The organism is Streptomyces sp. NPDC052114, assembly GCF_040680155.1.
Lineage (GTDB): Bacteria > Actinomycetota > Actinomycetes > Streptomycetales > Streptomycetaceae > Streptomyces.
The window spans coordinates 668,099-691,400 of the sequence record NZ_JBFAWC010000001.1; the positions used below are offsets into that span (position 1 = coordinate 668,099).

25 protein-coding genes and 1 tRNA gene are annotated in these 23,302 nt (G+C 73.9%); 10 read left to right on the forward strand and 16 right to left on the reverse strand.

Annotation, left to right across the window (positions count from 1 at the left end; translation table 11 throughout):
- Window positions 1–45: 45 nt before the first annotated feature.
- Entirely contained in the window at window positions 46–1,362 is a 1,317-nt protein-coding gene (locus AB0L89_RS02800) for a hypothetical protein (protein WP_365133965.1), read from the reverse strand.
- 347 nt (window positions 1,363–1,709) lie between these two features.
- Between AB0L89_RS02800 and AB0L89_RS02805 the strand changes: the two genes are divergently transcribed.
- Window positions 1,710–1,781: transfer RNA gene (locus tag AB0L89_RS02805), tRNA-Val, on the forward strand.
- A gap of 91 nt (window positions 1,782–1,872) precedes the next feature.
- Here the strand turns inward: AB0L89_RS02805 and AB0L89_RS02810 are convergent.
- The 3 genes from AB0L89_RS02810 to AB0L89_RS02820 all read right to left on the reverse strand — a co-directional run bounded on the left by AB0L89_RS02810 (window position 1,873) and on the right by AB0L89_RS02820 (window position 3,674).
- Window positions 1,873–2,763, reverse strand: coding sequence for a hypothetical protein (locus AB0L89_RS02810; protein WP_365133135.1), 891 nt, complete (start codon window positions 2,761–2,763; stop codon window positions 1,873–1,875).
- Between the two features lie 146 nt (window positions 2,764–2,909).
- On the reverse strand, window positions 2,910–3,218 hold the full coding sequence (locus tag AB0L89_RS02815; RefSeq protein WP_365133138.1) for a hypothetical protein: 309 nt from the start codon (window positions 3,216–3,218) through the stop codon (window positions 2,910–2,912).
- Between the two features lie 96 nt (window positions 3,219–3,314).
- Complete coding sequence (locus tag AB0L89_RS02820; protein ID WP_365133141.1) at window positions 3,315–3,674, reverse strand: hypothetical protein; 360 nt, start codon at window positions 3,672–3,674, stop codon at window positions 3,315–3,317.
- A gap of 101 nt (window positions 3,675–3,775) precedes the next feature.
- On the opposite strand from AB0L89_RS02820, the gene AB0L89_RS02825 reads away from it, so the two are divergent.
- The 3 genes from AB0L89_RS02825 (at window position 3,776) to AB0L89_RS02835 (ending at window position 5,778) form a co-directional block, all read left to right on the forward strand.
- Window positions 3,776–4,579, forward strand: a complete 804-nt coding sequence (locus tag AB0L89_RS02825) for a hypothetical protein (RefSeq protein WP_365133144.1) — start codon at window positions 3,776–3,778, stop codon at window positions 4,577–4,579.
- A gap of 109 nt (window positions 4,580–4,688) precedes the next feature.
- Complete coding sequence (locus tag AB0L89_RS02830; protein WP_365133147.1) at window positions 4,689–4,913, forward strand: DUF2277 domain-containing protein; 225 nt, start codon at window positions 4,689–4,691, stop codon at window positions 4,911–4,913.
- Window positions 4,914–5,037: 124 nt separating this feature from the next.
- Window positions 5,038–5,778 (forward strand): class I SAM-dependent methyltransferase, encoded by a 741-nt coding sequence (locus AB0L89_RS02835; protein WP_365133150.1) that lies wholly within the window; start codon window positions 5,038–5,040, stop codon window positions 5,776–5,778.
- A gap of 46 nt (window positions 5,779–5,824) precedes the next feature.
- On the opposite strand, the gene AB0L89_RS02840 is transcribed toward AB0L89_RS02835, so the two are convergent.
- Window positions 5,825–6,457 (reverse strand): VTT domain-containing protein, encoded by a 633-nt coding sequence (locus tag AB0L89_RS02840; protein ID WP_365133153.1) that lies wholly within the window; start codon window positions 6,455–6,457, stop codon window positions 5,825–5,827.
- Between the two features lie 248 nt (window positions 6,458–6,705).
- On the opposite strand from AB0L89_RS02840, the gene AB0L89_RS02845 reads away from it, so the two are divergent.
- Entirely contained in the window at window positions 6,706–7,278 is a 573-nt protein-coding gene (locus AB0L89_RS02845; protein ID WP_365133156.1) for a superoxide dismutase family protein, read from the forward strand.
- A 148-nt stretch (window positions 7,279–7,426) separates the two neighbouring features.
- Here AB0L89_RS02845 and AB0L89_RS02850 read toward each other — a convergent pair whose 3' ends face one another.
- From AB0L89_RS02850 to AB0L89_RS02865, 4 genes are all read right to left on the reverse strand, one after another.
- Window positions 7,427–7,879: a DoxX family protein gene (locus AB0L89_RS02850; protein ID WP_055702925.1), complete on the reverse strand. Its 453-nt coding sequence runs from the start codon at window positions 7,877–7,879 to the stop codon at window positions 7,427–7,429.
- Window positions 7,880–7,928: 49 nt separating this feature from the next.
- On the reverse strand, window positions 7,929–9,944 hold the full coding sequence (locus AB0L89_RS02855; RefSeq protein WP_365133158.1) for an FAD/NAD(P)-binding protein: 2,016 nt from the start codon (window positions 9,942–9,944) through the stop codon (window positions 7,929–7,931).
- A gap of 136 nt (window positions 9,945–10,080) precedes the next feature.
- Entirely contained in the window at window positions 10,081–11,784 is a 1,704-nt protein-coding gene (locus tag AB0L89_RS02860; RefSeq protein ID WP_365133161.1) for an alkaline phosphatase D family protein, read from the reverse strand.
- A gap of 156 nt (window positions 11,785–11,940) precedes the next feature.
- Window positions 11,941–12,594 carry an HNH endonuclease family protein gene (locus tag AB0L89_RS02865; protein ID WP_365133164.1) on the reverse strand — a complete coding sequence of 218 codons (654 nt, stop codon included), beginning with the start codon at window positions 12,592–12,594 and terminating at the stop codon, window positions 11,941–11,943.
- Window positions 12,595–13,105: 511 nt separating this feature from the next.
- On the opposite strand from AB0L89_RS02865, the gene AB0L89_RS02870 reads away from it, so the two are divergent.
- Entirely contained in the window at window positions 13,106–13,684 is a 579-nt protein-coding gene (locus AB0L89_RS02870; protein WP_365133167.1) for a TMEM165/GDT1 family protein, read from the forward strand.
- Between the two features lie 233 nt (window positions 13,685–13,917).
- Window positions 13,918–14,589, forward strand: coding sequence for an HAD family hydrolase (locus AB0L89_RS02875; RefSeq protein WP_365133170.1), 672 nt, complete (start codon window positions 13,918–13,920; stop codon window positions 14,587–14,589).
- 158 nt (window positions 14,590–14,747) lie between these two features.
- Here AB0L89_RS02875 and AB0L89_RS02880 read toward each other — a convergent pair whose 3' ends face one another.
- Entirely contained in the window at window positions 14,748–15,722 is a 975-nt protein-coding gene (locus tag AB0L89_RS02880) for a peptidoglycan-binding domain-containing protein (protein ID WP_365133173.1), read from the reverse strand.
- Window positions 15,723–16,065: 343 nt separating this feature from the next.
- Between AB0L89_RS02880 and AB0L89_RS02885 the strand changes: the two genes are divergently transcribed.
- Entirely contained in the window at window positions 16,066–18,135 is a 2,070-nt protein-coding gene (locus AB0L89_RS02885) for an MFS transporter (RefSeq protein ID WP_365133175.1), read from the forward strand.
- Window positions 18,136–18,148: 13 nt separating this feature from the next.
- Here AB0L89_RS02885 and AB0L89_RS02890 read toward each other — a convergent pair whose 3' ends face one another.
- From AB0L89_RS02890 to AB0L89_RS02910, 5 genes are all read right to left on the reverse strand, one after another.
- Window positions 18,149–18,688, reverse strand: coding sequence for a GNAT family N-acetyltransferase (locus AB0L89_RS02890; RefSeq protein ID WP_365133178.1), 540 nt, complete (start codon window positions 18,686–18,688; stop codon window positions 18,149–18,151).
- A 77-nt stretch (window positions 18,689–18,765) separates the two neighbouring features.
- The gene (locus tag AB0L89_RS02895; RefSeq protein WP_365133181.1) at window positions 18,766–19,080 is read right to left on the reverse strand and encodes an antibiotic biosynthesis monooxygenase; all 315 of its coding nucleotides are present in this window, start codon (window positions 19,078–19,080) and stop codon (window positions 18,766–18,768) included.
- Window positions 19,081–19,106: 26 nt separating this feature from the next.
- Window positions 19,107–19,421 carry a hypothetical protein gene (locus AB0L89_RS02900; RefSeq protein ID WP_365133184.1) on the reverse strand — a complete coding sequence of 105 codons (315 nt, stop codon included), beginning with the start codon at window positions 19,419–19,421 and terminating at the stop codon, window positions 19,107–19,109.
- Window positions 19,414–20,052: a hypothetical protein gene (locus AB0L89_RS02905; protein ID WP_365133187.1), complete on the reverse strand. Its 639-nt coding sequence runs from the start codon at window positions 20,050–20,052 to the stop codon at window positions 19,414–19,416. Before AB0L89_RS02905 ends, AB0L89_RS02900 begins: the two co-directional genes overlap by 8 nt.
- 106 nt (window positions 20,053–20,158) lie before the next feature.
- Window positions 20,159–20,563 (reverse strand): DUF1992 domain-containing protein, encoded by a 405-nt coding sequence (locus tag AB0L89_RS02910; protein ID WP_365133190.1) that lies wholly within the window; start codon window positions 20,561–20,563, stop codon window positions 20,159–20,161.
- A gap of 113 nt (window positions 20,564–20,676) precedes the next feature.
- Here AB0L89_RS02910 and AB0L89_RS02915 point away from each other — a divergent pair, with 113 nt between their 5' ends.
- Window positions 20,677–21,069 (forward strand): hypothetical protein, encoded by a 393-nt coding sequence (locus AB0L89_RS02915; protein ID WP_365133968.1) that lies wholly within the window; start codon window positions 20,677–20,679, stop codon window positions 21,067–21,069.
- Window positions 21,070–21,111: 42 nt separating this feature from the next.
- On the opposite strand, the gene AB0L89_RS02920 is transcribed toward AB0L89_RS02915, so the two are convergent.
- Window positions 21,112–21,780 (reverse strand): O-methyltransferase, encoded by a 669-nt coding sequence (locus tag AB0L89_RS02920; protein ID WP_365133192.1) that lies wholly within the window; start codon window positions 21,778–21,780, stop codon window positions 21,112–21,114.
- A 216-nt stretch (window positions 21,781–21,996) separates the two neighbouring features.
- Between AB0L89_RS02920 and AB0L89_RS02925 the strand changes: the two genes are divergently transcribed.
- Entirely contained in the window at window positions 21,997–23,112 is a 1,116-nt protein-coding gene (locus AB0L89_RS02925) for a serpin family protein (RefSeq protein WP_365133971.1), read from the forward strand.
- The last annotated feature ends 190 nt before the right edge of the window (window positions 23,113–23,302 follow it).

Consider the following 23,302-nt stretch of genomic DNA (forward strand, 5'->3'; position numbering starts at 1 on the left):
CCGCGAGGCGGCGGCCGCCAATCGCGGGCAGGCGGACCCGGGGCCTCAGGCCCCCTGCCCCCGCTCCTCGCGGATCTGCGCGACCACGCGCGCCACCGTCGTGCGGACCGCCTCGGTCTCGGTCAGGAAGTGCCAGTAGTCGGGGTGGCGGCCCTCCAGGGAGGCCACCGCGCGGTCGAGGCGGGCCACGGAGTCGTCCAGCGGGCGGGCGTGGCGCGGCTCGGGGGTCTGGCGGCCCGCCATCGCCAGGCGCTGGGCGTCCCGGATCGCGAAGCGGGTGCGCTCGATCTCCTGCTGGGGGTCCTTCGCGACCGCGTTCAGCCGCTGGAGGCGGTCGCCGGCCGCCGACACCGCCTCGTCCGTCGAGTTCAGCAGCGCGCGGACCGTGGAGAGCCGCGAGGTGGCGTCCGCCCAGCGCTGCTCGTCGCGGGCCTGCTGGGCCTCCTTGAGCCGGGTCTCGGCCTGGCGCACGCTCTCCGCGGCCTGGTCGGGGACGCGCTGGAGGTCCTGCCAGCAGGCGGCGGAGAAGCGGCGGCGCAGCTCGCTGAGGACCGGCTCGACCTGGCCGCTGCGGGTGGTCAGCGCCTGCGCGCGGGTGCGCAGCGACACCAGGCGGCGGTCCGTCTCGGCGGCGCGCTCGGGCAGCCGCTCCGCCTCGGCGCGCACGGCCTCGGCGTCGCGCAGGACGCGGTCGGCGCGCTGCAGGGTCTCCGGCACGCCGTGCCGGCCCGCGCCCTGGTTGAGCTTGGTCAGCTCGGGGCCGAGCGTGGCCAGGCGGGCGGCGAGGTCGTCGGCCTTGAGGCCGGCGGCGCGGACGGCGTCCAGCGCGTTGCTCGCGGCGAGCAGGGTCTGGCGGGCCCGCTCCACCGCGGGGGCGAGCCGGGCGAGCTGGGTCTCGGCCTTGTCGAGGAGCGGGCCGAGGCCCTGGCGGAACCGCTCCAGCTCCTCCTTGGTCCTGGCCAGCTCGTCCTTGGCCCCGGTGAGCTCGGTCCGCGCGCGGGCCGCGACCGAGGACTCCAGGTCGTCCCGGTCCAGGTCGTGGGCGTCCACCGCGCTGATGTACCGGTGGCTGACCTCGTCGATGCGGCGGCCGAGCGCCTCGAAGTCGGAGACGGCGCGCTGGGCCGCGGGAGAGGAGTCCACGGCGACGATCGTCTCGATGGAGATCCGCAGATCGCGCTGGGCGGTGTCCAGTTCGTAGAAGGCCGCGGCGGCGGCGTCCTTCGCGGCCTGCGCCTCGGCGCGCAGGCTCTCGCCGCGGCCCCCGAACCACCGGCGGGTGCCGCCGCCGGCGAACGCGGCGGGGAGGGACGCGGCGAGCAGGGGCAGCGGGAGGAGGGCGAGGGCGAGGACGTCACGCAGCGGGCCGCCGTGGCGCGCGCCCGCGCGGGGGCCGCGGCCGGGGTCGCGCGCCAGGAGCGCCGCGCCCTTCGGGCGCCCCGCTGGGGTCGTCGTGGTCGTCGTGCCTGCTCTGTCCGGTGTGTACGGCTGCGAAGGTGTCGCCGTCACTATCCCTCTCCCGTGCTGTCATCCGCCCTGCCCGGTGTCACATTCTCCCACCGGTTAAAGACGAATACACGGGCCGGTTAGTTCGCTCTGCGCACCATGACTTCGCCCGGCCGGGACGCTCCGGACGGGTGGGGCCGACCCCCGCCCGGAACGGGTTTGCGGGGCACTGCCTGCGGCAAGGTAGGCTGTCCATTCGTCCCGGGCGCGTAGCTCAGGGGTAGAGCGCCTCCCTTACAAGGAGGATGTCGGCGGTTCGAAACCGTCCGCGCCCACCGGGTAGTAAAGAGCGGCTGAGAGGCCGCTCTTGGACCCCCCAGCCGTGATCGGCCGGGGGGTCTTCTCATGAGGCGCGCCGACTCCACATCACGGCGGCGGCAGCACAGGCGGCCCGGCCCCGGGGCCCGGACGCACCTCCCGGACGGCGAACTCGTTGAGGCCGACCCTCTCCACCCGGAGACCGGCCGCGACCGTGCGGGCGGAGACCGCGTTGGCGCTCGCGGCGACCGCGTTGACGAACTCGACGTAGGAGAGGGTCGCCCGGAGCGCGTACTGGGCCTTTCTGATCTTGCCCATCTTCCGGGCGAACACCGCCATGCCCACCGGGTAGAAAGAGGCGCTCGCCGCCGTGCTCCACTTGCTGCGCAGCACCCGTCCGTCGTTGGAGCCCGCCGCGAGGACGTCGATGGCCTCGCGCGCGCAGCGGTAGCTCTCCGTCAGCCAGTGGGAGGCGTCGTCGCGCCGGCCGAGCAACAGGCTGATCTGGCCCAGGTGCATCTGGACGACCGCCCGGCTCTGCGGCGAGCCCGCCAGGCCGTACGCGTCGAAGAACCGGTCCCGGGCCAGCTGAAGGGTCGGGGCGTACCGCGGATCGGAGATGCCGACGCGCACCGCTTCGCGCACCAGCAACTGGGCCGTGCGCAGCGGGCCTTCGACCAGGAGGGAGGCCTTCCTGTCGAGGGACTTGAGCATCCTGGCCTGGGCGTCCTCGACACCGGCCAGGGCGGTGTACAGACCCATGACCGCCGCGGCGGGCATGCCGGTCTGGGCCAGGCCCAGCACGATGGCGGCGCGGCCCACCGCGCTCCACTTTCCGGCGTCGGGATCCGCGTCGTGATCGGCGCGTTGCTCGTCCGGTTCCCCCCGGGCGCGCACCTGGTACCAGCGGATGAACTCCACCAGCCGCGTGTCGACGTGCTCGCCGGCCTGGTTCAGGGCGTCCCTGATGCGGCGGTCCGGAGGATCCGGTCGCGTCATGGCCACCACCCCCGTGTGGTGCGGACGTCGTGCGGGACGGCCGTGCCGGCAGCCTGTGGTGCCGGCCCGGCCTGGTCGTCAGGTACCGGGCCGATGCGGCCGGGCCCCGCGGCGCGGTCCGCGCCGCGGGGCGTTCGTCCGTCGGGTCAGCGGCCCGAGTGCGGGTGGGAGCGGCGGTACCTGCGGTCCCAGCGTTCCTGGCGTTCCTTGCGGATGCGGTAGTCGCGGTACGTCTTGGGGTAGCCGCCACCCCCGCCACCGCCGCCTCCTCCGCCGCCGCTCGAACCGCCCAGGCCTCCGCTGCTGCTGGAGGTCTTGTTGGCTGTCGAGCTGCTGCCGCTGTCGTGGTATCGGACCAAGTAGAAGGCGAGCACCGCAGCCGCCACCCACAGGAGCGGCTGGCTGAAGCCCAACCCGAAGAGGGCCAGGATCGCGACGACTATCAAGACGTACATGGCTGCACCTCCGTGGCTCGAAGGGGCCCTAGAAGGGGCTTGCACGAGCGGCCGGTACGGCTAGAAGTAGGAGTCAACGCCCGCCGAATGCGGCTGTCAATGGCCTGCGGGCGGGGAGTCGTCCGGCGTCTCGTGGGCGTGTTTGAGCCGGGCTCTGGCGGCGACCGCGTCGGGTCCCGTGACCTGTTCCCAGTAGCGATGGCAGGTCACGAGGACCGCCAACTCGCGTTCTCGCGCGCGCAGTTTCTCTACCGCGGCCTGTTCGTCGGGGGTCCATCCCGGGGAAGCGGGACGCTCCACTTTGCGCCAGCCACCGGTGTCGCTGAAGCCGTCGAGGGGCTCCACGGACCAGGGCAGCCGCTTGAGCAGAGCCAGGAGTTCCGACCGGACCTGGTGCAGTTCCTCCTGGCCGGCGAGGAGGTCGCTCGGGAAGTCATGGGAAGGGGGCTGAGGCACGCCGTAATGCTACTCCTGTTCGAATTTGGTGTGCGAGTGATACGCGCGATGTCGAGCCAACCGGGAAAAGGGGCGCGGCGGCCGGTGGTTCACTGGGGCGCATGGCGCCCGTGGTGTGGATCGGCGGACCGCCGGGCGCGGGCAAGACCACCGTGGCCCGGCTGCTCGCGCGGCGGCACGGTCTGCGCTGGTACAACGCCGACGCCCACACCTGGGAACACCGCGACCGCGCCCTCGCCGAGGGGCACTCGGCCGCCGCCCGGTGGGAGCGGCTCGCGCCCGCCGAGCGCTGGTCGGCGCCGCCCGCCGACCTGCTCGCCATGTCCCTGCACCACGAGCGCGGCCCGATGATCGCCGACGATCTGCGCGCCCTGCCCGCCGCCCCGCTGACCGTCGCCGAGGGCACCCCCGTCACGCCCGGCGTCGTGGGGTCCTGCGACCGCGCGGTGTGGCTGCTGCCGACGCCCGAGGTACAGCGTGCCCGCCTCGCGGAGCGCGGACTGCGGCCGGGCGTCGCCGCGTTGTACAAGATCCTGCTCGGCGAGATCGAGGCCCAGGTGGCCCGGACCGGGGCCCGTGTCCTGCCCGTCGACGGGCGGCGGAGCGTGGCGGAGACCGTCGCGGAGGTCGAGGCGCTCCTGGCCGACGTGCTGGCCGCAGGGCCCGTGGCGGGGAGCGCCGCTGAGCGGGTGCGTCTGCTGCGGTACGCGAATCGTGCGACCGTCCGGCAGTACGAGGGGTTCTACGCCCGCCCCTGGGCCGTCGGCTGCGTCGCGGACGCCCTGGCGTCCTTCGTCTGCGAGTGCGGGTCCGTCGGCTGTGCGGCGCAGGTCGAGCTGTCCCCGGCGGACTTCCCCGAGGGGCGGCCGCCTCTTCTGGCCCCCGGGCACCACACCCCGGCCTGACGGCGGCGGACCGGCACGCTCCGGCCTGACGGCGGCGGACCGGGCACGGGGAACAGGGGCGGGGAGCGGCCGACCGTGCGCTGTCAGTGGCCGGTGGCAAGCTGAAGTCATGTGCCGAAGCATCAAGACCCTCCGTCCGCCCGCCATCCCCGAGGACGCCACCGAGGAGGAGATCAGGGCCGCCGCACTCCAGTACGTGCGCAAGGTGTCCGGATTCCGTGCCCCGGCCGCGCACAACCGCGAGGTCTTCGACCGCGCCGTCGACGCCGTGGCCGCGGCGACCGCGGAGCTGCTCGACGGCCTGGAGATCCGCGGGGCCCGCGCCGCCTCGTAGCGGCCCGACGCCCTCGCGGCGCCGTCTCCTGGGGCTCGTCCGGCGGATCATGGGCCGAGCCGGAGCCGGGCCTGTGCCCTCGTTGGTGTTGACCTCCCCCGGCGGGCAGTGCTGGAGTCGGCGCGTGGACAGCATCCCCGCCAACCGGCGGCTCTGGAACCGGATCAGCGGCGCCTACCAGCACGAGCACGACCCGCGGATCGGCGCCGCACCCCGGCTGTGGGGCATGTACTCCATCCCCGACGCGCACCTGCACGCCCTGGGCGACGTCACCGGCAAGCGCGTCCTGGAACTCGGCTGCGGAGCCGGCCAGTGGTCCAGGGCACTCGCCGCCGAGGGCGCCGACGTGGTCGGGCTCGACCTGTCCGAGGCCCAGCTCGCCGCGGCGGCCCGCGCGAGGGGAGCGGCCCGCTACCCGCTGGTGCAGGGCGCCGCCGAACGGCTCCCTTTCGCCGACGCCAGCTTCGACCTGGTGTTCTGCGACTTCGGTGGGCTCAGCTGGGCGCCCCCGCACCTGGCCGTCCCGCAGGCCGCCCGCGTCCTGGTCCGAGGCGGGCGCCTGGTGTTCAACGTCGCCAGCCCCTGGTTCGAGGCCTGCTACGACGAAGCCGCCGCCCGCGTGACCACGACGCTGCAGCAGGACTACTTCGGGCTGCACACCATCGCCGAAGGCGACGGCGCGACCAGCTATCAGCTCACCTACGGCGACTGGGTCAGGGTCCTGCGCGGCGCGGGTCTGCTCATCGACGACCTCATCGAGCCGCGCCCCGAACCCGGAACGCCCAACGGCTACAACGAGACCGACCCACCCGACTGGGCACACCGCTGGCCGGCGGAACTGCTCTGGGTGACCCACAAACCGTGAGTACCGCCGCGCCGAGACGCGTCGGCATCCCCTCGCCGGACAGGCCCTAGCCGCCCGCCGCTCCCTGTGCGGCGGCCCTCGGCCGTCGGACGAGGAAGGCCGCGCCCGCGCCCGCCGCGAACAGGGCCAGCAGCGAGACGCCCGTGGCCAGCCACGTCGCGCCGAGCCACTGGCCGCCGAAGTAGCCGAGGGCGACGCTGTAGCCCGCCCACGCCACGCCGGCCAGCACCGACCACGGCAGGAACTCGCGGAGCCTGCGGTGGGCCGCGCCCGCGCCGAGGGAGACGACCGAGCGCCCCGCGGGGGCGAAGCGCGCGATGACGACGAGGACGCCGCCGCCCCGCGCGAGCGCCGTGCCGAGCCGTTCCTGCGCGAGCGTCAGGCGCCGGGAGCGCGCGATGGCGCGGTCGAGGCGCTCGCCGCCGCGCCGGGCCAGCCGGAAGGCGACCATGTCGCCGAGCACGGAGGCGGTGGCGGCGCAGAGCGTGAGCATCAGGATGTCGGGGACGCCGTGCGGGATCTGCCCGGTGCCGGTCTGCGCGGCCGCCGCCGCGGTGGCCGACATGATGACGAGGACGCCGCTGGGCAGGACGGGCAGGAACACGTCGAGCAGGACGGACAGGGCCACGACCACGTAGATCCAGGGGCTGCCGGTCAGCACCCCCACGCTCTCCAACACCGCGACTCCCCGTGACTCCCCGATCGGCAGCGCGTTGCCGCTGTGTCCCGGGGAACGGCAGGGGCGGCCTGATGACAGCTGTACAGCGTACGCCGCGTGCCGCGTCGTAGATCCACTGGGGCCTCGGATGTTCGCCACGTCACGTTCACCCGGCTGCCGCTCTGGATGCGGCGTACGTCCCCGGAGTCCCGTACGAACGAGACAGGGGCCATGGGGGACAAGGGGGATCCGAGCGACAGGAGTGGTCGATGGTGGCAGGAATACTGACCGGTGCCGTGGCGGCGGCCGTGCTGGCCGCGGGCGGCACGGGCGGCGGCGACGGCACCGGCGGCGCGGCGGACACGTACTGGGGGAACGCCGAGGCGACCTTCGCGCCGCCGACGGCATTCGGCTCCTCGCCCGCGCTGACGTACGACACGGGACTCGTCCCCGAGGCCGCCTGGATCCAGGTCGTCGAGCGCGGCGACGCGACGGGCACGACGGTCGGCGTGCGGGTGCGGGGCATGACGCCGGGCCACGCGTACGGCGTGCACGTGCACCAGAAGCCGTGCGGCGCGGCGCCCGAGGCGGCGGGCGGCCACTACCAGCACCGCGTGGACCCGGTGCAGCCCTCCAAGGACCCGGCCCACCTCAACCCGGACAACGAGATCTGGCTGGACTTCACGGCCGGGGCGGACGGCTCGGGGTCGGCCCGCGTCCACCACGACTGGGGATTCAGGCCGGGCGGCGCCGCCTCCGTGGTCCTGCACCGCGAGCAGGGCGGCGCGGGCGACCGGATCGCGTGCTTCACGGTGCCGTTCGGCTCGCCGTCCACGGACTGACCCGGCGGACGGCGGCGCGCGGCGCGCACGGCGCTCCGCGACGGCGTGCGCACCTGGAAGCGCACAAGAAAGCGCCCCCTCCCTCGTGTGTACGAGGAAGGGGGCGCCGCCCCGCGCCGAGCGGATGTCACGGGACGTCTGCCGAGGGTCAGGCCGCGACCGGAGTGCGCTCCGACGGCTTGCCCTCCTCGCTCCCGCCCCGGGAGGCGAAGAGCCGGTCGAGTCCGAACGCGCCGGACCCGGTGAAGACGAACAGGAGCATGGCCCAGCAGAAGATCGCCGAGGCCTCGCCGCCGTTCTCCATGGGCCACAGCGCCTCCGGCTGGTGGACCTTGAAGTAGGCGTAGGCCATCGAGCCGGACGCGATGAAGGCCGCCGCGCGGGTGCCGAGGCCCAGCAGGACCAGGGTGCCGCCGACGAGCTGGATGACGGCCGCGTACCAGCCCGGCCAGGTGCCCGCGTCGACGGTGCCGCCGTTGCCGTCCGCGCCGCCGAGGACGCCGAAGAGCGACGAGGCGCCGTGGCAGGCGAACAGCAGGCCGATGACTATGCGGAACAGACCTATCGCGTAGGGCTGGGCGCTGTTGAGACGTCCAGTCATGGTGAGGGACTCCTTCGGTTTGGGGACGGAACCGAGCGGAGGCCCAAGATTAGGGGAACCTAATTAGTGCTTGCAAGTTCAACATTCGGTCAGTCGGGGCTTCCGTTTCGGATCCGGTCCGTACGGAGGTGAGCGCCTCCCCTGCCCCGGCGACCGTGCGCAGCGCGGCCCGTGCCACCGCGTCCGCGTCCGACAGCGTCACGGAATCGACGCCGGGCCGGGCGCCCGCCGCGGTCACCCAGTGGACCCCTTCCGTGGGCACCCCGAACGCGAACCGGCGTGCGTGGGAACGGCCTTGACGGTCGATCAGGTGGTAGGGCCGGGGCGTCACGTCGAGGCCTCCGGTTTCGTGGCCGTCGACCCGGTGGGGCCGGCACCGGCCGCTCATCAGGAGCCGGGTCAGCAGCTCGTCGGCGGTGCGGCGCAGGTCGGGCTCGGGGAGCCGGGCCTCGATGAGTGTGGTGACGCGCACATCGGAGCCGGGCACGTCCGGGGAGTGGGCGAGGAAGGCCCCGTCGCCCGTCCGCACCTCAAGGCGCGGGCCGAGCACCTCCAGGACGCCCGCCTCGACGAGCGCCGCCATCTCCTCGATGCGGCGGCGCGGCGGCCCGATCGACAGGAAGGCGTTGAGGGGCGTGTACCAGCGGTCGAGGTGGTCGCGGCGCGAGGCGCCGGACAGTCCGCCGTGGTCGACGATCAGGCGGAGTTCGTTGCGCAGGTCGCGCAGGACGTCGAGGGCGGCCTTCAGCGGGCCCGCGACATTGCCGAGCGCGGCCTGCGCGGCGTCCTCGCGCAGCAGGCGCAGCAGCCAGGAGCGGTGCTCCTGGGCCGAGGAGAAGGGGAGGCGGGGGTGCGGCCTGGAGAGCCGGTCCCAGGACCAGCGGTCGCCGTCCGCGATCCCGAACGCGGCCAGGACGGCGGCCTCTTGGGGGCTCTGGTGGTCGGTGGCGAGAAAACGTGCCCGGAAGTCCGGGAGGTCGCCCGGGAGGTCGTCCGCGAGGTCGTTCGAGGCGCCGTTGGGGAGACCGTCCGCGCGGCCCGCGAGCAGTGCCGCGTAATAGACCGTCTCCACTTCCTTGGCGACCAGCGGCCATATCTCGTCGAGGAAGTCGGGGGCGTCGCCGCTGTCCGCGCGCTTGCGGAAGCCGGCGACGACGTCGCCGGTGAGGACGGCGGGCGTATGGCGGCCGTACGGGCCCTTCGCGTTGTCGCCGCGCGCCTGGTACGGCACACCGCGCCGCGAGCCCGCGTACAGCCGTGGCTCATGACCGGAGGGCACGTAGCGCAGGCCGCCGTCCGGCGCGCGCACGTAACGCCCGCCGCGGCCCGCGGTCAACAGGGCCATGTGGTCGAAGAAGTTGAGGCCGAGGCCGCGCAGGAGCACGGGCTCGCCGGGGGCGATCGCGGACAGGTCCACGTCGGCGGGGTTGGCGGGCGGGACATGGCGCAGACCGTGCCGGGCCGCGTACGTGCCGAGGCGCGCCTGCTCCGGATCGCCCGCCGTCGGCAGATGGCCCTGCGCGAGGACGACCGCCGAAAGCCCGGACAGTTCCAGGCCGTTGTCCAGGACGAGGGTCTGGAGCCCGTCGGCCGTCTCGTCCAGGCGCGTGGCGCGCGCCGCGTGGACCCGGACGCGGACCGCGTCGGGGGCGCCGCGCACCGTCCGCGCGAAGACCCACTCCAGATAGCGGCCGTAACAGGCGCGGGTGGGGTAGTCGTCGGGCCCGAGCCCCGGCACGTGCCCGGCGGCCGCCCACTCGTACAGGCTCGGCCCCGGACGGATGGGACCCGAGCAGTCGACGCTCGGGTCCGTGAACAGGGTCACCTGTGAGGCGACGGTGTTCATGAGGAGTTCGCCGGGCTGTGCCGTCCGCCAGACGCGGCCCGCGCCCGGCGGTGCGGGGTCGATGACGTGGACCGTCAGCCGCGCCCCGGGCGTGAGGAGTTCGGTCGCCGACGCGCAGAGCCGTTCGAGCACGCTGGTGCCGCGGGGACCCGCGCCGACCAGCGCGAGGGCGGACGCATGCGGTGCGGGCGGGCGCGGCGCGAGTACAGGTCCGGACAAAAGCGTGACTCCCGGGACATCGAGAACGCTGGAAGCGGTTGGTCCGCATCATCATGCCGTCGGGGGCCCCGATGCCGAACCCCGGTCGGAGGATCCACTCCTGTGTGTGGGGTGTGTCACGTGGACCACTGGGGGGTCACGAAAGGTGCATCTCGCGCGCCGCCTCCAGGCGTACGCCGCCGCCCCGCGCCGTCCGTGCCTGGTCGAGCCGCAGCCGGGCCGAACGGCCGCGCAGCGTCAGCGTCATGAGCTGGTTGCCGAACCACGGCCCGCCCGCCCTGCGCCACGAGACGCTCGCCCGCGCCACCCTGCCGTGCCGCGCGAAGCGCCGCCCCAGGGCGCGCCCCGCGCGGCTCCAGCCGAAGCGGAAGCCGAGCCTTATCGACGCGTGGATGGAGTTGTGGACGGGTGAGCAGGTCAGTTGCAGGACGCGGGCGTCGGGCCCCTCGCCCGCGGGCCAGCTCGGCTCGGCGACGTACGCGTGGTGGACGTCGCCGGAGAGCACGCACACCGTGGCCGGCGCCCCCGCGCCCGAACCCGCCTCGGTGATCAGCGAGGTGAGCGCCTCGAAGGAGGCGGGGAAGGCCGCCCAGTGCTCCAGGTCGGAACGCCTGCGCAGGTTCTCGCCGAAGCGGGCCCAGCGGGCGCCGCGCTCACCGCGGCACAGCGCGGCGTTCCACCCCTCGGCGTCGTGGATGAGGTGGGGCAGGAGCCAGGGCAGGGAGGTGCCGACGAGGAGATGGTCGTACGCGCCCTCGGAAGTGCCCTCCCCGGCTGCCCCCTGCCCGGCTGCCCTCTGCCCTGCCGTGCCCTCCAGGGCCTGCTCGCGCAGCCAGCGGGCCTCGTCCGCGTCGAGCATGGCGCGCTTGTCCTCCTCCAGGACGCGCGCCGCGCGCGTGTCGACCATGAGCAGACGTACGCGCCCGAAGTCCCTGCGGTAGCTCCAGCGGGCGGCGGTCGCGTCGGCGTCGGCCGCGGCGGCGAAGGCGCGCAGCGCGTCCGTGCCGTCCGGGGTGGCGCGCACGGCGGCGTACACCTCGTCGCCCGCCAGTTCCTCGGGGCGCAGATTGCCCAGGTGCTGATGGACCCAGTACGACATCAGGCCGCTCAGGATGCGCTCGCGCCACCAGGGCGTGGCCCGCATCTCGGCGAGCCAGGCGGCGCTGGTGTTCCAGTCGTCGATGATGTCGTGGTCGTCGAAGATCATGCAGCTGGGCACGGTGGACAGCAGCCAGCGGATCTCCGGGTCGAGCCAGGACTCGTAATAGAGGTGGGTGTACTCCTCGTAGTCCGCGACCTGCACGCCCGGCGGGTCGGCGAGGTCGCGGCGGGCGGCCAGCCAGCGCTGGGTGGCCTTGGAGGTCTGGTCCGCGTACACCTGGTCGCCCAGGAGGACCAGGACGTCGGGGCGCTCCGCGTCCGGGGCCGCGGCGATGCGGGCGGCGAGCGTGTCCAGGGCGTCGGGCCCCACGGGGTCGTGCTCGTCGGAGGGCGGCGCGGCCCACCGGCAGGAGCCGAAGGTGACGCGCAGTTCGGCGTCCGGGTCCTCGGCGGGCGTGCGGATGGTGCTCGCCGGGTAGGGCGAGTCGGGCAGCGGCCAGACGGCCGCCCCCTCGTGCCCGCCGAGCCGCACCTCGTACGCCGTCTCGGTGCCGGGGGTCAGGCCGGTCACCGGGATCAGCGCGTAGTGGTGGCCCGCGACCTGGAAGGTGCGCGCCGAGCCGCCCGCGCCGTCCGCGCACCGCACCTCGGCGGCGCAGGGCCGGTCGGCCTCGACCCAGACGGTCGCCGTGGAACCGTCGACGTACCTCAGCAGTGGACCAAGGCGCAGCCGTGCCACAGATGATCACCCTCCTCCGTCGCCCCGTACGGTACGGAACGACGGGGGAGGGCGGGGCGGTTCCGCGATTTGTCCGCCGACCCGGAGGTCAGCGGCGGTGCGGGTCCGCCGTCAGCGGGCGTTGGGACCGCTGTCAGCGGCCGTCGGGGCCCGCCGTCAGCAGCCGTTGAGGATCGAGGACAGGGCGCTCTTCTCCTCGGAGTTCACGGTGAGCTTGTAGTGGTGCTTCACGTCCACCCACATCCGGGCGTAGTAGCAGTGGTACGAGGTGGTGGGCGGCAGCCACTCAGCGGGGTCCTTGTCGCCCTTGGCCTGGTTGACGTTGTCCGTGACGGCGATCAGCTGGGGCCGGGTCAGGTCGTTGGCGAAGCCCTCGCGCTGGGCGGTGGTCCAGCTGTTGGCGCCGGACTTCCAGGCCTCGGAGAGCGGCACGACGTGGTCGATGTCGAGGTCGGACGCGGCGGTCCAGGTGGCGCCGTCGTAGGCCGACTTCCAGGTGCCGGAGGTGGCGGCGCAGCTGGAGTCCTGCTCGACGTTCGTGCCGTCGCGCTTGAGGACGACCTCGCGGGTGTTGCAGGCGCCGGACTGCGTGCTCCAGTGCGGGAACTTGTCGCGGCTGTAGCCGTCGGAGGAGCCCTCGGCCTTGACGGTGAGCTCGCCGAGGTAGGTGCGGGCGGTGCTCGCGCTGACCGGGGCGGGGGGTGCGGCCTGGGCGGGGGTGCCGGTGAGGAGGGTGGTGGCCGTGGCGAGGACGGCGGCCGTGGCGGCGAAGGCGTAGCGGGTGTGTCGACGCGCGTAGACGGCGGACATGTGAACTCCCTTTTCGTGGGGGGAAGTTGACCGGTGGGGCGGTCAGGGTCGCGTGGTGGGGTTACCTGTGGATGTGCATTGGGTGACAGGGTCGCGTCAAACAGGTACGGACTTCAAGAGGTCTGGCGCGGTGTCATATGCATTGCACGCGCGCGGAGTTGTGTTTGAGTGATCCACGTCACGCCGAGGCGGGCCGAAAGGCCCTGGCCGGGGCCGGGCGGAGGTCCCGTACTATGGACGGCGCAGAAGGGGAGTAGCTCTTCGCCGGACCGTCGACACACTGCTCAGCTCGTCTGAGCCGGCGCCCGGAGGCAGGCCCGTCAGGGCAGGCCAGCGAGACCTTCGGCAATGCAGTGCTTGGCGTACGCACCCGCGTGCGCCGTGACGCGCACCTCCGTGCGCGTCCATGACGTGCGCATCCGCGTGTGTCCATGAGCGCTGCCGTGCCGAGGTGTCGTACGCGAAGCGCTGAACACTCTCGGTGGGGCGGCCCCGACCGATTGAGGAACCCTTGATCAGCTTCAGCGTGATGGCGCTCGTGTTCGGCGTCGTCTTCCTTGCCGAGCTGCCCGACAAGACGGCGCTCGCCGGGCTCGTCCTCGGCACGCGCTACCGCGCCAGTTACGTCTTCGCCGGTGTCGCGGCCGCCTTCGCCGTGCACGTGGCGCTCGCCGTCGCGGCGGGCAGTGTCCTGACCCTGCTGCCGCAGCAGCTGGTCCACGCGCTGACCGGTGTCCTCTTCCTGGGCGGCGCCGCGATGCTGCTCCTCAAGGGCGGCGACGACGAGGAAGAGGTCAGGCAGCCCGAGGACCAGAGCTTCTGGAAGGTCTCCGGGGCGGGCTTCATGCTCATCCTGGTCGCCGAGTTCGGCGATCTGACGCAGATCATGACCGCGAACATGGCGGCCCGCTACGACGACCCGCTCTCCGTCGGTCTCGGTGCCGTGCTCGCGCTGTGGGCGGTCGCGGGGCTCGGCATCGTCGGCGGGAAGGCGCTGATGAAGCGGGTGCCGCTGGCGCTCATCACGAAGATCGCGGCGCTGCTGATGCTCGCGCTCGGGCTGTGGAGCCTGTACGAGGCGATCAGCTGAGGTCGGGGTCGGGGCTGAGGTCGAGGCCGAGGGGGAGGCCGAAGGGGGAGGGGTGCTTGCGTGAGCGCGGTCCGTTTTAGGGTGGTTATTGGCGAGCCCTACCGGTGTGACCTGCGGCGTTGGCGTTTGCGGCCCTCGTTTTGTACCGTGCAGGAACAAAGTGGCTCCGCCCGTATTCCCTGACCGGCGGGCGGGGCTGCCTTGATCTTCTCCCTGCGCTCTGGAGCACGCCGATGACGGACACGACCGCATCCGTTCTGACCGCCCGCGCCGTCCTCCTCGACATGGACGGCACCCTCGTCAACTCCGACGCCGTCGTCGAGCGCTGCTGGCGCCGCTGGTCCGAGCGGCACGGGCTCGACTTCGACGAGGTCATCCAGGTCGTCCACGGACGGCAGGGCTACGCGTCCATGGCGGTGCTCCTGCCGGACCGCCCCATGGCGGAGAACCACGCGGAGAACCGCGAGATGCTCGTCGCCGAGACCTCCGACATGGAGGGCGTCGTGCCGGTTCCGGGTGCGCCCGCGTTCCTGGCCGCGCTGGCGGACCTGCGCCTCCCGCACGCGCTCGTGACCTCCGCCGATGTGCCGCTGTCCACCGGGCGGATGGCCGCGGCGGGGCTCGCGCTGCCGGACGTACGGGTGACCGCGGAGAGCGTGGGCGCGAGCAAGCCGGACCCCGAGGGGTTCCTCAAGGGGGCGGCGGAGCTCGGGTTCGACCCGGCGGACTGCGTGGTCTTCGAGGACTCCGAGGCGGGGATCCTCGCCGGCAAGGCGGCGGGCATGCGGGTCGTGGGCATCGGCCCGCGGGCGGCGCGGTTCGGGCCGACCGTGCATGTGGACGACCTGACGCGGGTCGGGGTCGCGTCGGCGGGGGACGAGGGGCTCCGGCTGACCTTCGGCTGACCTTCGGCCGAGGGGCGGCTCAGGACCGGCGGGACTCCCGCCGGACTCCGGCCGGACGGCGTGCCCCAGGGCTCGGCTGTCCGCTGCTCGACTGTTGGCCACGCCACTGCTCAACCATGCTCAGCCGTCTGCTGCTCGACCCTCTACGGCTCGACCGTCTACGGCTCCGTCGTCTCCGACTCCAGGCTGCGCCGCGTCGTACGTCCGTACTCGCCCGGCCGGTCCTCCGTGAGCCCGCGGGCCCACTGGTAGCGGGTCACCGCGTCGGCGACCTCGCGCGTGTACGTGCCGTCGCGTTCCCCCACGTACAGATAGAGCTGGGCCAGTCGGCCCTGGAGCTCCTCGACCCGGGCGCCCTTGTCGCCCTCGCGCAGGGTCACGCCGGCCGCCCGCTCCGGTGGTGCGGAGGGCGTCCCCACCGAGCCCGTCGCGCGGGCGGTGGGCGGTGGCGTCGACCGCGACCGCGTCGGGCGCGTGGGGGAGAACGAGGGCGAGGGGGCCGCGCTCGGTGCCGCCGGGGCGGAGGCGGTGCGCGAGGGGGACGGGGACCGCTTCGCCGAGGGCGGCGCGGGCTTCGTCGGATCCGCGAACGCCGACGTGGGCGTGTCCGGCAGCGCGTGGTCCCGTCTGGTCCCGTCCGCGGCCGAGGAGAGCAGTCCCGTCGCGAAGACGGCGGCAGCGGTCAGTGCGGCCACGGCGCCCGCCCCGGCGAGCAGCGCGTAGCGGCGCCGGCGGGCCGACCTCTCGTACGCACCGGAATCGGCGTCTTCGTCGCGGTCTCCTGCGCGGTCCCCGTCTCCCGGCTCTCCGGTGAACAGGCCTGCGTCCGCGGCGTCCGCCCCGCGCGTCGGCGGCGGAGCCGGGGGCGGGGGCGGGGGCGCGGGGTGTCCTGGCGGGGCGGCCGCGTCGGGGTCGGGCAGCGACACGTAGGGACGTATGCGCAGCGGATTGAAGTCCTCCGCGGCGGCGGCCTCCACGGACCGGGTCCGCCGGGCGTCGTCGGCGGCGCGCCGGGCGCATCCACAGGCCGGGGCCTTTCCGTCGCCGCGCGGCACTCCGCACTGGGGGCAGAGCCGGGGGTCGGGCCGGTCCTGGCCGCCCTGCGGGCGCCGGGTGCCGTGCCGGCGCCCCACGCCCTCTGCGCCCGCCGCGCCTCCTGCGCCTGCCGGGTCCCCTGTGCCCGCCGCGCCTGCCGGGTCTCCTGCGCCTGCCGGGTTCCCTGCACCCGCCGCGCCTCCCGCGCCTCCTGCGTCTGCCGCGCCCGCAGGGTCCCCCGCGCCCCCCTCATCCCACTCGCCCTGTCCGGCCATCGCCGCACCTCTCCCCTCCCGTGCCGCGCCCGCCCCGAGAACTCCGCCGATTATGCAGACCCTCGCTTCAACAGGCCATAACCGGTGACTCGGACCAGGATGGAGAGGGAGGACCCCCGGAGGAGCCCCAGCGGGCCCTCGGAGCCTCGGAGCGCAGGAGGTTTCCATGACGCAGGACGTCAGCGCCCGCCCCGCGGGACCGGGGCCCGATCCCGTGCCGGGGCGGGCCGGGAACGGGCATCCGCCCGGCGGCGTACTGGTCTCCATCGGCGCGCTGCTCCTCGGCATGCTGCTCGCCGCCCTCGACCAGACGATCGTCTCCACCGCGCTGCCGACGATCGTCAGCGAACTCGGCGGCATGGACCATCTGTCCTGGGTCGTGACCGCGTACATGCTGGCCTCGACCGCCGCGACCCCGCTCTGGGGCAAGCTCGGCGACCAGTACGGCCGCAAGAAGCTGTTCCAGACCGCGATCGTGATCTTCCTGATCGGCTCGGCGCTGTGCGGCATGGCGCAGAACATGCCGCAGCTGATCGGCTTCCGCGCGCTCCAGGGCCTCGGCGGCGGCGGGCTCATGGTGCTGTCCATGGCGATCGTGGGCGACCTGGTCTCGCCCCGCGAGCGCGGCAAGTACCAGGGGCTGTTCGGCGCGGTCTTCGGGGCGACCAGCGTCCTCGGACCGCTGCTCGGCGGTCTCTTCACCGAGCACCTCAGCTGGCGCTGGGTCTTCTACGTCAACCTGCCCATCGGCGTGATCGCGCTCCTCGTCATCGCCACCACGCTGCACATCCCGGTGCGCGACACCCGGCACACCATCGACTATCTCGGCACCTTCCTCATCGCCTCCGTCGCGACCTGCCTGGTCCTCGTCGCCTCGCTGGGCGGCACCACCTGGGCCTGGGGCTCGCCCCAGATCATCGGGCTCGCGGTGCTCGGCGCGGTCCTCGCGGTGGCCTTCGTCGCCGTGGAGAAGAAGGCCGTGGAGCCGGTGCTGCCGCTGAAGCTGTTCCGGATCCGCACCTTCACGCTGTCCGCCGTCATCAGTTTCGTCGTGGGCTTCGCGATGTTCGGCGCGATGACCTATCTGCCGACGTTCCTCCAGGTCGTGCAGGGAGTCAGCCCGACGATGTCGGGCGTGCACATGCTGCCCATGGTGTTCGGCATGCTCCTGTCGACGACGGCCTCCGGACAGATCGTCAGCCGAACCGGACGCTGGAAGGTGTTCCCCGTGGCGGGCACGGCGGTCACCACGCTCGGCCTGCTGCTCCTGCACCAGCTGAACGAGAACAGCTCCACCGGCGAGATGAGCGCGTACTTCTTCGTCTTCGGGCTCGGGCTCGGCCTGGTCATGCAGGTGCTCGTGCTCATCGTGCAGAACGCCGTCAGCTACGAGGACCTCGGCGTCGCCACCTCCGGCGCGACCTTCTTCCGCTCGATCGGCGCCTCCTTCGGCGTCGCGATCTTCGGCACGATCTTCACCAACCGGCTCGGCGACAAGCTGTCCGACGCCCTCGCCGGACAGCAGCTGCCGCCCGGCCTGAGCGTGGGCGCCCTGGAGGCCGACCCGCGCGGCATCGCACGGCTCCCCGCCGACCTGCGGCCCGGCGCCCTGTCGGCGTACGCCTCCTCGATCACGGACGTCTTCCTGTACGCGGCGCCGGTCGCGCTGGTCGCCTTCGTGCTCGCCTGGTTCCTGAAGGAGGACAGGCTGCGCGGCTCGGTCACGGCGCCGGATCCGACGCAGACGCTGGCCAGCAATCCGGTGGAGCGTTCGTCGTACGACGAGTGCGCGCGGGCACTGTCCGTGCTCGGCACGCGCGAGGGCCGTCGCGCGATCTACGAGAAGATCACCGCGCGGGCGGGCCACGACGAGCTGCTGCCCGCGTCCGGCTGGCTGCTGCTGCGCATCGCGCGGCACGGATCGGTGGAGCCCGGGGTGCTCGCCGAGCGCACGACCGTGCCGCTGACCGTCATCACGGCGGCGGCCCGTCAGGTCGAGGAGCGGCACCTCGCCGAACGGCAGGGCCTGGAGATGATCCTGACCGAGCGGGGCCGCGAGGTCGCGGGCCGGCTCGCCAAGGCCCGCGAGGCGTCCCTCGCCGAACTGCTCGGCGACTGGTGGGGGCCCGACCGGCCGACCGACCTGGCCCAACTGGTCGAGGAGCTCAGCGCCGAGCTGTGCGGTTCGGAGTCGGAGCGCCCGCAGAACGGCTCGGCGAGGGCCCGGGTGGCCTGACCGGCTCCCTCGGTCAGCCTGCGTCGGCCAGCCGCTTCGCGAACCAGTGCTCGGAGTACCGGTCCTGGTTGTACGGCGCGGTCTCCTCGTACCCGTGCCGTGCGTACAGCGTGCGGGACTCGATCAGGTCGCTGCGGGTGTCGAGGACCATGCGCGCGGCGCCGAGCGCGCGGGCGGCGTCCTCGGCGGCGGCGAGCAGGACGGGCGCGCCGCCCCTGCCGCGCAGCTCCTTGCGCACGAAGACGCGCTTGAGCTCGGCGGTCCGCGCGTCGAGGAGCCGCACGCCGGCGGTCCCGGCGGGCTCACCCGCGTACCGCGCCACGAGCAGCACCCCGTCCGGCGCCGCGAGATCGGCCCCGCTCTCCTCGGCGATCCCGCGCTCCAGCTCCTCGGGGTCCGTGGGCCGCCCGTCGTGGCGCAGATACCAGCGGTCGCTGACCTCGGTGTAGTACGTCCGCCAGAGTGCGGCGGCGACGGGCGAGTCGTACGCCTCGGGGGCAACGGTCCACGAGGCCGCTGCGGCGGCCGGGGCGGTGGGGGCGGCGTCGGTCATGGGCCATTCTGGCTCCGTACGAACGCCGCCCCGCAAGCGAATTACCTCCGGGCTCGGCCCTCGGGTTACCTCCGGGCTCAGCCCTTGGGCGCGGCCTGCTGCACGACCTCGAAGGACCACACCGAGGAACTGCTGGAAGCCGGCTTCGGGCGGTCGCCGCCGCCCTGGTGGGCCGCCTTCATCGGGCCCTCCATCCAGGCCTGGAAGGCGGCCTCGTCGCGCCAGCGGGTGTAGACGAGGTACTGGTCGGTGCCCTCGATGGGGCGCAGGAGTTCGAACCACTCGAAGCCGTCGGAGTTCTCGACGGCGCCCGCGCGGGACGCGAAGCGCTTCTCCAGGACCTCTCGCTGTTCCTCGGGGACGGTCAGCACATTGATCTTCACGATGCTCATGCCGCCATCCTGCCGCACGGTGTCCGTCACAGGCCCAGCAGGCGTTCGGCCGTCTCGCGGTAGTCGCGCAGGGCCAGGCGCAGGCGTTCGGTGTCGGGGGCGTCGGAGGCGTCGGAGGGGTGTGGGGTGTTCGGGGTGGTGTCGGGGTGCCAGGCCGTGCGCAGGGCGCGGCGGTGTTCGGCCAGGGTGTGGGTGAGGTCGGCGATCGTCTCCTCCAGGACGCGGTCGGCGTCCTCCACCGCGGCGCGCGGGCCGTCGACGAAGGCGTTGACGGCGTTCTGGAGGCGCAGCGCCAGCTTGTCGCGCTCGGTGGGCGGGAAGAGGGGCGTGTGCTCAGCCATGCCGGGCCCCCTTGGGGGTGAGGTGCTTGCCGGGGCGTGCGGCGGTGCGGTCCGCGTCCTGTGCGATGAGGGCCTCGAACAGCGCCCGCGCCTCGATCATGGCGGTGCGCATGTCCTCGGTGCCCGCGCCGTTCGTCCCGGTCCCGGCCCGCTGCTCGGCGCCGGTCGTGTCGAGGGTCGCGCGGTGCACCTTGCGGTAGCCGTCGACGTGGTGGGCGTGGTGCACGGAGAGCGCGTCGAGCTGGTCCTCGTAGTGCCCCGCGTCGGGGAAGCCGCGCGCCCCGGCGAGTTCGGCGATGAGCCGGTCCGCCTCGGTCACCGCCTCGCGCGGGGAGTCGACGAAGCGTTCCTGGGCGACGGTCCAGCGGGCCGTGAACTGCTCGCGGGCGACGGGCTCCAGCGGCCGCGCCCGCAGGGCCCCGTGCCGCTTCACCCGCTCCCCGAGGTCGCGTTCGGCGGCCTTGGCGTCGCCGTCGTGACGGGCGACCGCGCGGTCGTACTCGGGGCCGAAGCGGCGCTTGAGGCCGCGCCCGCCGCCGGCGCGCTGCCGCTTGCGGTTCAGGACGGCCGCCGCGGCGACGACGAGGACGGCGACGACCGCGATCAGGGCGATGAGCATGACGGTGGACATGGGGACCCTCTCGGCTCGGGGACGGTCCTCGGCGTGCCGGGCCGGTGCGGCACGGCACGCCTCCCCGGGGCGAGTTGCCCGCGGGCGGCTCCCCAAACGGCCCGGGTCAGGCCGGGTGGCGCTCCCGCCAGTCACGGGCGACCTCGTCGAGGTCGTAGGGCGTCAGGCCGAGGGGCGGCCCCGGGGGCGGGGTGCGCAGCGCCTCGCGGATCTTCTCGTTGAGCTCCGTCACGAGCCTGCGCGCCATGCTCTCGGACGGCGCGGCGGCGGCCGCGGCCAGCGTGTCCTCGGCCTCCTTGCGCAGGGCGAGCGTGGGCGACATGAAGGAGAGGCCCTCGCGGGCCATCTTCTGCTTCACCCACCAGTTCTCGTCGGTCGTGGGGTCGGGCCCCTCGGGAAGGGGCTTGCCGCTGCCGGGCAGGGAGGTGAACTCGCCCCGCCGCTCCGCCTCGCGGATCTGCTTGTCGATCCAGGATTCGAACTCGACTCCAGGTGGCTTGCGCTCAGTCATGTCCCCATTGTTCCAGGACAGGCGTGCGCCCGCCCCTGGGGGCACTTAGGATGCGGCAGCGCGCGACGCACCAACCGCGCTCGCGCCGAGGAGAGTTGAAGGAGCGTACGTACGTGCTGGAGCTGACGATGGCCTCGGTGTCCGGGGAGGATGCGGGTGCGACCGCCGGCATGCTCATGGCCGACGCGCCGAGCGAGCCGGGCGCCGTGCTGCGTGTGGGGCGCGACCGGAACGTGTGCCGCCTGGTGACCCCCGACGACTGGTTGTTCGTGTCCCGTACGCATCTGGAGTTCCGCTGCGGGCCCGACGGCTCCTGGTCCGTGACCTGGTTGCGCGGCTCCAGCCCCGATCCCTCCTCGGAGGTGCGGGTGGTCGCCGACGGGACGGCGCGGCCCCTCGTCTACGGAGGGGACGCGCCGCTCTCCCGGGGCGGCTCCGGAGAGGTCGTCATCCAGGACAGGTCGGGGCCGCGCAGCGTGAACGTCGGCTACTACCACGAGGGTTGAGCCGGCGGTCACGCGATGGGCAGGGCCCGGACCGGCCGGTGATCAGGGCAGTACGCGGGCCAGCGCGAAGCCGTCGTACCCCTTGGTGCCCACGGTCTGCAGCGCCGTCGCGCTCAGCTTGGGGTGCTCCGCCATGAGCGTGAGCGCGGCGCGCGTGCCGACGATGGCCGGGTCGGTACTGGCGGCGTCGGTGACCCTGCCGCTGCGCACGACGTTGTCGAGGACGATCAGGCTGCCCGGCCGGGTGAGCTTGAGCGACCACTCCAGGTAGTGCGGGTTGTTGGCCTTGTCGGCGTCGATGAAGACGAGGTCGAACGGGTCGGGGTGCTCGGCGCCGAGCGCGTCGAGCGAGTCGAGGGCGGGGCCGACGCGGACCTCGGCGAGCTTGTCGAGTCCGGCGCGGGCGAGGTTGCCGCGGGCCACGGCGGCGTGCTCGGGGCTGTATTCGAGGGTGATGAGGCGGCCGTCGGCGGGCAGGGCGCGGGCCAGCCAGATGGTGCTGTAGCCGCCGAGGGTGCCGATCTCCAGGATGCGGCGGGCGCCCTGGATCTGGGCGAGGAGCTGGAGCAGCTTGCCCTGGTTCGGGGCGACGGCGATCTGCGGCAGGCCGGCCGCGTCGCTGTCGCGCAGGGCGGCGGTCAGGGCCTCGTCGGCCGGGGCGAGGAGGTCGGTGAAGTAGTCGTCGACGGAGTTCCACTGCTGCTGGTTCATGTGGTCCCTACGGTCCCTTCGACTGCCTAGTTAGTTTCGCTAAGGAGTCTACGGCGGGCGCGGCGGATTGTCAGTGGCGGCTCGCATACTGGGTCCCGAAGATCGGTGGTGCGGGGCCGGCGGTCCGACGACGGGGGCGGTTACGTGGGGTACGGGACGGAGCGGGCGGCGCGGGGGCTGCCCGCGGCGCAGGTGCGGGGTTTCGCCGAGCGGTGGCTGCCCGAGCTGGTGCGGCAGGGCCAAGAGGGCGACGGCGCCGGGGACTTCGTGTGCTCGCCCGCCGGGATGTGGCTCGCCCTGGCCGCCGTGGCCGCGGGCGCCCGCGGCGAGACCGCCGCCGAACTGCGGGGACTGCTCGGCGCGGCCGGGGCGGACGCGGCGCGCGCGGTGACGGAGGGGGCGCGGGCCCTGGCGGGCACGGACGCGCTGGGGGTCGCCACGCGCGTGTGGAGCCGGGTTCCGGTCCACCGGGAGTACCAGGAGGCGCTGCCGGACATCGGCTTCGGCCCGATGGATCCGGCCGCGGCGGACGCCTGGGTGCGGGAGGCGACGGACGGGATGATCGAGTGCCTCCCCGTGACCGTCACCCCGGACACGCTGCTCCTGCTGGTCAACGCGCTCGCCCTGAAGGCGCGTTGGGAGGACCCCTTCGAGGGGGCGGGCACGCGTGACGCCGACTTCACGGACGCGGCGGGGGCCGTCCACCGGGTGCCGACGATGCACCGGGCGGTCGCGGCGGGGGACGCGTGGGCGGTGGACGGCGCGGGGGCCGGGGCCTCGGGGGCGCGGGCCCGGGTCGTCGAGATGCGGTGTGCCGCGCGGGGCGGGCTGCCGCCGGTGCGGGTGCGGTTCGTCCTGGGGCAGCCGGGGGAGGGGCCGGCCGCGGTGCTGCCGCTCGCCTGGGCGGCGGGGGAGCGGCGGTCCGCGATCGACGCCGAGCGGGTGACCATGGCGCTGCCGCGCTTCTCGTTGCGTACGCGGACCGACGCGACCGGGCAGTTGGCCTCGCTCGGGGTGCGGTGGGCGCTGAGCGACGCGGCCGACTTCTCCGGGATGTCGCCGGAGCGGCTCGCGATATCGCAGGTCGTCCAGGAGGCGGTCGTGAAGGTCGCGGAGGAGGGGGTCGAGGCGGCGGCGGTCACGGCGGTGCCGATGCGGCCGGGCGGGGCGTACCGGCCCGTGCGGGTGGAGCGGGTCGCCTTCGACCGGCCGTTCGGGGTGGTCGTGCTCGACGGGGGCGGGGAGGTGCCGTTGTTCGTGGGGTGGCAGGGTGGCGCGCCTGCGGTGGCTCGGTTGCCCGAGCCTTCTCTCTTCCGGAACCGGAGGGGGTGAGCTCCGCCCGGTCCTGTGCGACGGGGCTCGGTCTCCTGGGGCTCCGCCCCGGACCCCGCTCCTCAAACGCCGGAGGGGCTGAAAATATGCGCCCCCGCCCGGCGGGCCGAAGGTGGCCAGCCCCCGGCGGGTCGAAGGCGGCCAGCCCCCGGCGGCAGCCGGAGGCGGCGGATGTCAGCGGCAGCGGGAA